The sequence below is a fragment of the Muricoccus vinaceus genome (assembly GCF_042433125.1).
Taxonomy (GTDB): domain Bacteria; phylum Pseudomonadota; class Alphaproteobacteria; order Acetobacterales; family Acetobacteraceae; genus Roseomonas; species Roseomonas vinacea.
In genome coordinates this window covers 1-8,543 of record NZ_JBHLVZ010000018.1, presented here as the reverse complement: position 1 = coordinate 8,543, position 8,543 = coordinate 1, and the positions used below count along the sequence as shown (strand labels likewise).

Genomic DNA, 8,543 nt, shown 5'->3' with positions numbered 1-8,543 from the left:
GGTGGTGGTCTTCCAGTGGCCGTGCGGCACTGGGGCACGGCAGCGCTGGCCGCGTTTGGCGCGTCCGCGCAGGCGGGCCATCTTGGTCGGGGCGCCGGTCTCGTCGATGAAGATGAGGCGCTCGGGGTCGAGGTCAGGCTGCGCGTTGAACCAAGTGCGGCGCTTGGCCGCGACGTCGGGCCGCTCTTGCTCGGCTGCGTGCGCCGTTTTTCTTGAGGGTCATGGCGTGGCGGTCGAGAAAGCGCCAGACCGTGCTCGGGGCGAAGTTGGCACCGTGCTCGCGCCGCAGCATCTCCGCCAGCTCGACGAGCGTGAGGTCGACCTTGGCCTCAACCGCACCGAGAAGGGCGGCTCGGTACGCCTCGATCTGCTGTGAGCGCTGGTCGCCGCCCTTGGGGCAAGCCCTCGTCACGCTCGTCGTGCGGAACACCCGAACCCAGCGGATCGCAGTGGCTACCCCGACGCCAAAGCGCTCAGCGGCCGCCCGGCGGGACAGCCCACCCTCCACCGCCCCAACAACGCGGCCGCGAAGATCCTCCGACAAAGTCCGGCCCATGCAGGCTGGCCTCCTCACCAGCCAGCAGGGTGAATCAGATCGCCGCTGCGTCGGGCAAGAACATTCGAATCCAATCGCTCGGATTACGCTCTAGCCACAAGAGGAGCTGCGGAAAACCATTGCGTATTTCGAGGATGAGCTGCGCCGGCCCTTGGTGATGCAAAGCATGGTTTAGGTACTCATGAGCAGCCTCAAAGAGTGAACCAGGCTATCCTCTCGGGAGTTGAAGCTCCGAGCGGTTCACTCGACAAGCTCAGCATCTCCCCCGCAAGGCAGCCGCGCGAACCCACGGGGCCCGTCTGCACCACTGTCGGCCAACTCCTCCAAGAAGCCTACACTCCGCAGGAATGCGCCAGCCACCTTGCCAACCCAGAATATGACGAATGGGCATCATGCCATCCCGCTCTCACAGGCACCTCCTGAGTTCCTCGTTTCGGAAGTTCCGCTCGGCTCATCCTTCTGCTCGGCCAATGCATTCAGCTGTTCCCTAAGCCGCGCTTCTGTCGCGTATGCCGCTTCCAAGAGAACCTGACGCCCGTCTGCGAGAGCAGAAGTCCGAACAAGCGCTGCTTGCGCCTGCTGAAAACGCACGTTCGCGCTGTCAGTGATCCGGCGGAGGTGCGTCACCTGACCATTCAGATCAAGCTCAACCTTCGTCGCCAGGTTCCTTTCATCTGTTAGCCGCTCGACCTCCTCCTCCAGCCGCGCAATCTCGCGCAAGGCCGCAGCAGTCGATGCCTCGGCCGCCTGTGCTCTCGCGGCACTCTCGTCCGCCCAACGCCGTAGCTCAGCGAGCTGCGCGGTTTCTCGTTCAGCCAATGAGCCGATCATCGACTCCATTCGGCGCAACCAGAGCGGAGATTCCTCCCGTTCCTCAGGATATGGCGCAGGTCCTCCGGCCTCATCGAGTAGGAAAGTTTCATAAGTCTCCCCATGTATCGCCCGTGCCGCTCTGGCCACAACTTGCTCGAGCGGCAAGCCTAACCACTCCCTGAACCCCCAACGGGGAGTGTTCCACATGGCTCTCCGCAGGTCCTCAACTCTCTCCACCTTCGCTAACATGCAGCCGTTCGCTCGCATCTGGTCGTCAAGTGTTGGCGCACTTCCGCGAGTGCAAAACAAGCCCGCCTCAAACGCGAAAGGGAATATTGGATCGAGATTTTTCTTGAAATTTTTATCAGAAAATGAAGGGAAAGCAAAATAATACACCGCAAAACCTTCGTCGAGAACTGCTTTTGCGAGCTCCAAAGATTCTGGCCTTTCATTGCACTCAAGCCAGAAAATCACACCAGGCTGACAGAGTCCATCCGGATCACTGCGCAGAATGTCCAACTCCATTCCCTCTGCATCTATTTTTATCACGCCAAAATCCCCCAGTTCAGTTCGCAATTCAGCCAAGGAGATCACGCGAGGTGTATCAATTTCGGCCTTCACTCCATCTTGCTGGATGAAAGACATTGAAGAAAGATTGCCTTCCTGAAAGTGGGCGATTCGAGGAAGATCCTTCGATGAGGTGACAACTGCCTGAGTCACAGTGGAAGGTATATTACAATTTGCATCAATGTTCGCCTGCAATGCAGGAATCACCTTCAGGTTAGCCTCGACAAAGCTAATCTTGCCCAGCGATTGTTCGAGTGCGACACCCAATCCGAAGGTGCCAACATACGCTCCGATATCGAGAAGATGCACACCGGGTTGCACATTGCGGGCAATGAATCTTGCCTCCTCAAACGCCCACTCTCCGTACTGATGAAGAAACCTAGATACCATATCACCTTCAAAGTCGGGCAGGCGCATGAGTCCGTAACGCGTCTGAGCTTGTGCCATAGAGAAAATATCCTTTAATTATTCAATCTTGAGTATTATCTCCGCGCGGAGATTATGACTGCTTGCTGGTGACTTGGGGGAGATGCCCTAGCTTTTCTCGCGCACGTTGAGTGTCGAACATCCAGTTAATGCGGGCAACGGAAGCGTTGCGCGCTCCTTCCCGGGCATTGATCTTTGAGATAAGCCGCTCACGCGCGCCGATGTACAGGTCCAAGCATTGGCGACGCAGCACACCCATCTCGGTTTCGATCTGCTGCACGGTATTGGCCTGGGTGTGCTCATCGTAGAGGTCGCCGGGCATGGAGCGCATGCCAACGCCAGAGTCGCGAGCGAGCGTGGTGGCGATACCAATCCTAAAGCCGAATTTGTGCCGGATGTGGGCCTTGCCCCTAGAGATGCAGTCAATTTCCGAGATGCGCGCCTGGATCTGTGTTCGTGGAGGTTCCTCAGGAACAGCCCGAAACTTGCGGTCGATGTCGCGCAGAACGTGTCCCGTGCAGCCCTGCAGCGTGCACAGCGCCTTCCGCATGCGGAAGGGCACGAGCATGGGGTTCGCCTGTGCTGCCAAACGGTTGTAGTTCTGCCTCAACTGGGCCCCGACGCCTCCGCGCCAACACCACCGGAAATCGGCGAGCCTGCTCATACAGCTGGGTGCCGATCGTATGGGCGATAGCCTTCCATGACATTGGTGTCCACCGCGATTTCGAGCAGATTGCGTGGCGTCACGGCCCCGAGGGCCTGCCTGCCTCCAAAGTTCTTGGTCACCAACCACTCCGCCCCCTCCTCGCCAATCCGACCGCGCCAACGGCTGAGCGAAAAGGAGTGGACAGGTGGCGCGGTGCTGGACGACGGTTTCGCTGCTGAAGTGCTAGAAGTACGATTTCCCCACTCAGCGGGCGAGTACCGGCTCGGCCGAAAGGCTGTGGGCATGTTGCAGGTACATGAGTTTTGCCACCAGCTACGGAAAGGCGGCAGGCTATCCCTCGTCGGCGGAAAAAACTGGTCTATTCTCGCTTGAACTAGCCCCAGTTGACCAGAGCGGTCAGCGGACCAATTCATGCCGCTCGTTCATCCTGTTGCACGGCCGCAGCAGGTCAGTCTAGTTTGGTGAGCGCAAGCGATGCTTCATGCCCAGCAGAAGTGCAGGATCGGCGCCCGAGAATATTTCCAATGCCGGCGAGGCAAAGCAAGATCGACGTTTAGATGGGTGCAACTGTTCCTCGCTTTATTCATATCATAGCTCGATGAAGGTTCAACACACCGGCAAGTGCTGTTGATGTTACCGCGCGTCCAAACTTTCGAAATGTTTCCTCGCTTGGTACAAAGGTGGGAAACTTGGGTATTGCGTAACGAAACGCTCGGCCATGCAGTGCACGACAAAGTCGGGCGTTTCGATTTCAATAATATCTTTATCAACCTGTCCCAAGTGCCAAACAAAGACAGAGCGTGAGCAATGCTCCGCTAGCATCTCCATCAAGCCGCGATCGAATGTTGAGTCCCGGAAGAATACTACTTTTGGTCCCAGACGGTCACTTCGCTCGAAAACAAAGGTCTCGCGAGAATTGTACCATTTGTCGTAGGCTTCTGGAGTTTGCACTCTCGCGGCACACCTGCGCTCGGGGGGAATCTCCAGCTTTACCGTCCATTCCAAGCCTTCCGCGGGTATGACGAAGCCGAGACGACCAGCAAGTTGCGAGCGTGCTTCGGGCGAAAGATGTGGCACAAGGTCACCATCATATCCTACTAACGTCGGCGCGAGATCCTTTATGTCCAAGATTTTATCTTCGCTCATCAAGCCATCTTGAACAAGCCGAGACATAATGGCGCGATAAATCAGCCAAGCCCCGATCCAATTCGGATGAGTGTCGCCGCGGAAGTAAAGCTGCCCAAGGCTCTTAACGCTAGCGAGAAACGGCAGAAGATAATATACATTATCGGGAAACTCCTGCGCCAGGATAGTGGCAGGACGTCGATTATTTATCGGAAAACTCTGCATGATCGCGGGCAAATGTTCTGGGTAAACCGCAGGCTTTTCTGGAACAATAAATTTAAGATACGGTAGTGACATACTGCTCATCGCAGACGCCCTTTGCGTGAGTGCTGAAATAGCAAGACGCTCGTCTTCTTCGCTCCAACTATCTATGCCGTAAAAAATGCGAAAAAAATCGTTCGTGTCATTGATTAAATACAACCACCCGCTATTTGATAGTATTCCTTTATAAGAGTTGTTTTCTTCGGCAATAGATTCAAAGACCTGCTTTGTGGCTATATTAGGCATAAGGCCCCCTCTGTCGACGTGGTTTGCCACTCGGTGAAGTGCTGGCGTGTTGGCGTCCAGCTTACTTTCCATGCCACCGTCCCGTCGATTGCGGCACTGGTCGCCCGTAGCTCACCCAAACTGACAATCGCATCGCGCTTCCAGGCCTCCAGTTCAGTGGGGAACAGACCCTGCTCGCGGCACCAAGCGCTGCGAGCCGCCTCATCCATCCTCGCTGCGGTGATCACCGCCTCCAGGCGAGCCGCTGCCGTCCAGCGGTGGCTGCCGCTGCTGGACCCATCCGCCAAGGTCGTTGCCCGCCAGCGTTCGAGCGTCCCGATGCTGACGCCCACCTAGCGCGACACGACATCTACTGCTGAACTCTCCGGCGGCAGCAGTCTCGCTACAATCCGGTCCCTGTAGGCTTGTCCATGTCGAGTCACGCCCTGATCCACGCGCTCCCTGATTGCTCAATCCTATCCAGGCAACAACTCCACTGACACAGGGGAAGGGTGGCGGCCATGGCAGGTTCGATGGGTACTTGGCTGGGTAGCAGCGGAGTGATCTCCGCCGCGCTCAATCACCGCGGCGTCGAGGGAACCGCGCCCGTCCTGCCGATGCGCCCCGACCGGGTCGAGCGCCAGAGCCACGACTATGTCTGGCACGGCACGACCGACCCGTTCGCCGCCCTCGACGTAAAAGCTGGGACCGTGATCGGCGCCTGCAAGGGACGTCACCGGGCGACCGAGTTCCGGGCCTTCCTGGATCAGGTTGAAGCGGCAGTGCCCGCAGACCTCGACGTCCAGACAACGCAGCCACCCACAAGACGCGCCTGGTCCACAACTGGCTGCTCAAGCGGCCCCGATGGCACCTCTACTTCAGCCCAACCTCCGCCTCCCGGCTGCACCTTGTGGAGTGCTGGTTCTCTCTGCTGATCCGACGCTGCCTCCAACGAAGTGCCTTCGACAGCACCCACGCCCTTGAGGCCGCTATCCAGGGTTATATCGACAGGACCAACGCCGCACTAAAGCCTTTCGTCTGGACGAAGTCCGCCGACGACATCCTCGCCAGCGTCGGCCGCTTCTGCCAACGAACCTCCAACTCAGACCACTAGGGTCCGTTAACATCCAGGATTCCTGCCGCTGCCACGCTGTGACTCAACCCCGTCGTTGGTAGGGTGGCGGCAGGATGGATCAGGGTCGGTTTGGGGTGCGCGACGCCGTCTAGGAGAAGATCGCGCCGTTGTCGCCGGGCAAGCCTTCGGACAGTGGGGTGGCCGCAAAAAACAACCGGCTGTTCCTGGAGGCGGTGCTGTGGCGGGTGCGCACGTGTCTGCCGTGGCGCGACCTGCCGGAAGGGTTTGGAAAGTGGAACAGCGTATTTCAGCGCTTCCGCGGCTGGGTACGGGCCGAGGTCTTCGACCGCATCTTCGAGCGGGTGTCTGACGAGCCAGACTTTGAGTACGCCCTGATTGACGGCACCATCGTCACCGCCCACCAGAAGGCGAGCGGCGCAAAAGGGGGCTCGAAATCAGGCCATTGGACGCTCGCGTAGCGGCTTGACAACCAAGATCGTGGCTCTTGTCGATCGCTTCGGCAACTTGGCGCGCTTCGTCTTGCTGCCAGGTCAGCGCCACGACACGACACGACACGAAACTGTCCGTCGTCGAATGCTTTGGGACAGAGAGGGCGCGGGCTTAGTGGAGGCTCCGGCGCATCTGGGATTGACGTTAGGCGGCTTGACGCTGGTGTGACCCTCCCCCGTGTTGGTGGAGACTTCAGATAAGCTCCTGCGGGAGCGAGGTGCCCTGATGACGAGCAAGACGCGGCGTGAGTTCACGGAGGAGTTCAAGCGGGAGGCAGTGTTGCTGCTGGAGAGCAGTGGCCGTCCGCTGATGCAGGTGGCGAAGGAGTTTGGGATCCAGCCATCGATGCTGCGGAACTGGCGGGCGCGAGGCCGTGCCCCGGCGGGGTCAGCTGCGGGGCACACGGGCGTTGGCAAAGTACTTCTGCCCGCTTCAGCGGAGCAGGCTGAGATCCGGCGATTGCAGAAGGAGCTCGAGCGGGCGCGGATGGAGCGCGACATTCCAAAAGAACTAGCCCAGCAAAGTTAGCTGGTGTGAAGCGTTGCTGGAGACGTCCTTTGTTGAGCTCTGGAGGCGCGGGATGTCCAACCTGTTGGCGCGGGCGCAGCCCGCACGGGAGCGGGTGCTGGTTCCCCTCCGGCAGGACTGCCCGGGCTGTGGCGGGCACATGCGACTGCGCTACGAGAACCGCCGAACCCTGGCGACGCTGTCGGGGCCGGTAAGGCTGCGGCTGAAGATACGCCGCTGCGAGCGCGAGGGCTGTGCGCGTCATCGTTTGGCGTACCGCCCGGAGGCGGAGGGTGCGATGGCACTGCCCCAGCACGAGTTCGGCCTGGACGTGGTGGCGCTGGTAGGGGTGCTGCGTCACCGGGATCACCGCAGCGTGCCGGAGATCCATGCCGCCCTGCTGGGGCGCGGGGTGGAGATTGCCGAGCGGAGCGTCAACAACCTGCTGGACCGCTATGACGAGCTGCTGGCCACCTCGCTGACCGATACCCGGCGGCTGCGTCGGATGCTCGCCAGGCAGGGGCGGGCGATCCTGGCGCTGGACGGCATGCAGCCGGACGTGGGCCATGAGGTGCTCTGGGTGGTGCGCGAGTGCCTCTCGGGCGAGGTGCTCTGCTGGCGCGCAGCCTGTTGTCGGGCACGGCCGAGGACCTTGCGCCCTTGCTGGCCGAGGTGGCGCAGGCGATCGGGGTGCCGGTGGAGGGGGTGATCAGCGACGGGCAGACCTCGATCCGGCGCGCCGTGGCCAGGGCGCTGCCCGGGGTGCCGCACCAGCTCTGCCAGTTTCACTTCCTGCGCGAGGCGGCCAACCCGGTTTACGAGGCGGACCGGCACGCCAAGAAGGAACTCAAGAAGGGGGTGCGCGGGGTGCGGCGGATCGAGCGCTTGGTGGAGGGATGCCAGGACGTCGGCTCGGAGGTGGCGCTGGGCTACTGCGCGGCCGTGCGCAGCGCCATCACGGACGTCGGCCGCACACCGGTCGCCGCCCCTGGCCTGAAGCTCAAGGTGACGGCTGGAGGCGGTGGCGGGCAGCCTGGACCGGGTCTTGGAAAAGGGGGCTCGTCCGCGCCGCTCGCGCGGCTCCGGCAGCTGATCGACCGCGGCCTGGAGGGCACGGCGCCGCTCTGGCTGGAAGTGGAGTGCGCCTATGCCTGGGTGCATGCGGCGGCAAGGATCCTGGGCAACAACCAGGGCGAGGAGGCCGGTACAGTGCGGCGCCGGTTCGACGGGCTGCTTGGCGCCATGCTCCGGCACCGCCACCGGGCCGGTGCACTCTCTCCCGCCATCGCGCACTTCGCCAAGGTGGCCCGCAGCTACCGGCCTGGGCTTTTCCACTGCTACGCCGTGCCGGGCCCGCCCAGGACCAACAACGACCTCGAGCAGCTGTTCGAATCCCAGCGCTACCACGAGCGGCGCGCCGCCGGACGCAAGGCGGCCTCGCCAGCGGTCGTGCTGCGCGGCGAAGTACGTCTGATCGCCGCCATCGCGACACGGCGACACCCACCCGCTGCACGCGACCTCTGCCGCGTCAGCCGCGAGCGCTGGCGCGAACTCCGCCGCCGTCTTGAACAACGCCGCCACGCACGGACACTCCGAACCCGGTTCCGCCGCAACCCGCAGGCCTACCTGGCCGAGCTGGAACAAGCTGCACGCCAGCTAACTTTGCCGACATAATTTTTTTGGAATGTCGCGCTCTATCCGCGCCCGCTCGAGCTCCTTGAGGGTGCGGGCCTCCTGACGGAGGTCCTTGACCTCGTCCGTCGTGGCCGCCCGGGCCGTGTCCCCGGCCAGGCGGCGCTTGCCCGCTTCCA

General features: G+C 61.3%; 5 protein-coding genes and 5 pseudogenes. 5 read left to right on the top strand and 5 right to left on the bottom strand.

What is annotated here, in order from left to right; genetic code table 11:
• Window positions 1-207, bottom strand: a pseudogene (locus ACFFIC_RS09900) (IS630 family transposase); the annotation flags it as partial.
• Between the two features lie 19 nt (window positions 208-226).
• Between ACFFIC_RS09900 and ACFFIC_RS09895 the strand changes: the two are divergent.
• Window positions 227-376 carry a hypothetical protein gene (locus tag ACFFIC_RS09895; protein ID WP_377050000.1) on the top strand — a complete coding sequence of 50 codons (150 nt, stop codon included), beginning with the start codon at window positions 227-229 and terminating at the stop codon, window positions 374-376.
• A gap of 56 nt (window positions 377-432) precedes the next feature.
• Here the strand turns inward: ACFFIC_RS09895 and ACFFIC_RS09890 are convergent.
• The 4 genes and pseudogenes from ACFFIC_RS09890 to ACFFIC_RS09875 all read right to left on the bottom strand — a co-directional run.
• A pseudogene (locus tag ACFFIC_RS09890) lies at window positions 433-556 on the bottom strand (helix-turn-helix domain-containing protein); the annotation flags it as partial.
• Between the two features lie 390 nt (window positions 557-946).
• Window positions 947-2,383, bottom strand: coding sequence for an FkbM family methyltransferase (locus ACFFIC_RS09885; protein WP_377049999.1), 1,437 nt, complete (start codon window positions 2,381-2,383; stop codon window positions 947-949).
• Window positions 2,384-2,435: 52 nt separating this feature from the next.
• Window positions 2,436-2,930, bottom strand: a complete 495-nt coding sequence (locus tag ACFFIC_RS09880; RefSeq protein ID WP_377049998.1) for a hypothetical protein — start codon at window positions 2,928-2,930, stop codon at window positions 2,436-2,438.
• A 732-nt stretch (window positions 2,931-3,662) separates the two neighbouring features.
• A complete protein-coding gene (locus ACFFIC_RS09875) occupies window positions 3,663-4,733 on the bottom strand; it encodes a hypothetical protein (protein ID WP_377049997.1) in 1,071 nt (356 codons plus the stop codon).
• A gap of 491 nt (window positions 4,734-5,224) precedes the next feature.
• On the opposite strand from ACFFIC_RS09875, the pseudogene ACFFIC_RS09870 reads away from it, so the two are divergent.
• The 4 genes and pseudogenes from ACFFIC_RS09870 to ACFFIC_RS09855 form a co-directional block, all read left to right on the top strand.
• Window positions 5,225-5,754, top strand: a pseudogene (locus tag ACFFIC_RS09870) (transposase); the annotation flags it as partial.
• A gap of 119 nt (window positions 5,755-5,873) precedes the next feature.
• A pseudogene (locus ACFFIC_RS09865) lies at window positions 5,874-6,300 on the top strand (IS5 family transposase); the annotation flags it as partial.
• A 150-nt stretch (window positions 6,301-6,450) separates the two neighbouring features.
• Window positions 6,451-6,753 (top strand): transposase, encoded by a 303-nt coding sequence (locus tag ACFFIC_RS09860; protein WP_377049996.1) that lies wholly within the window; start codon window positions 6,451-6,453, stop codon window positions 6,751-6,753.
• A 139-nt stretch (window positions 6,754-6,892) separates the two neighbouring features.
• Window positions 6,893-8,406: pseudogene (locus ACFFIC_RS09855) on the top strand (ISNCY family transposase).
• The last annotated feature ends 137 nt before the right edge of the window (window positions 8,407-8,543 follow it).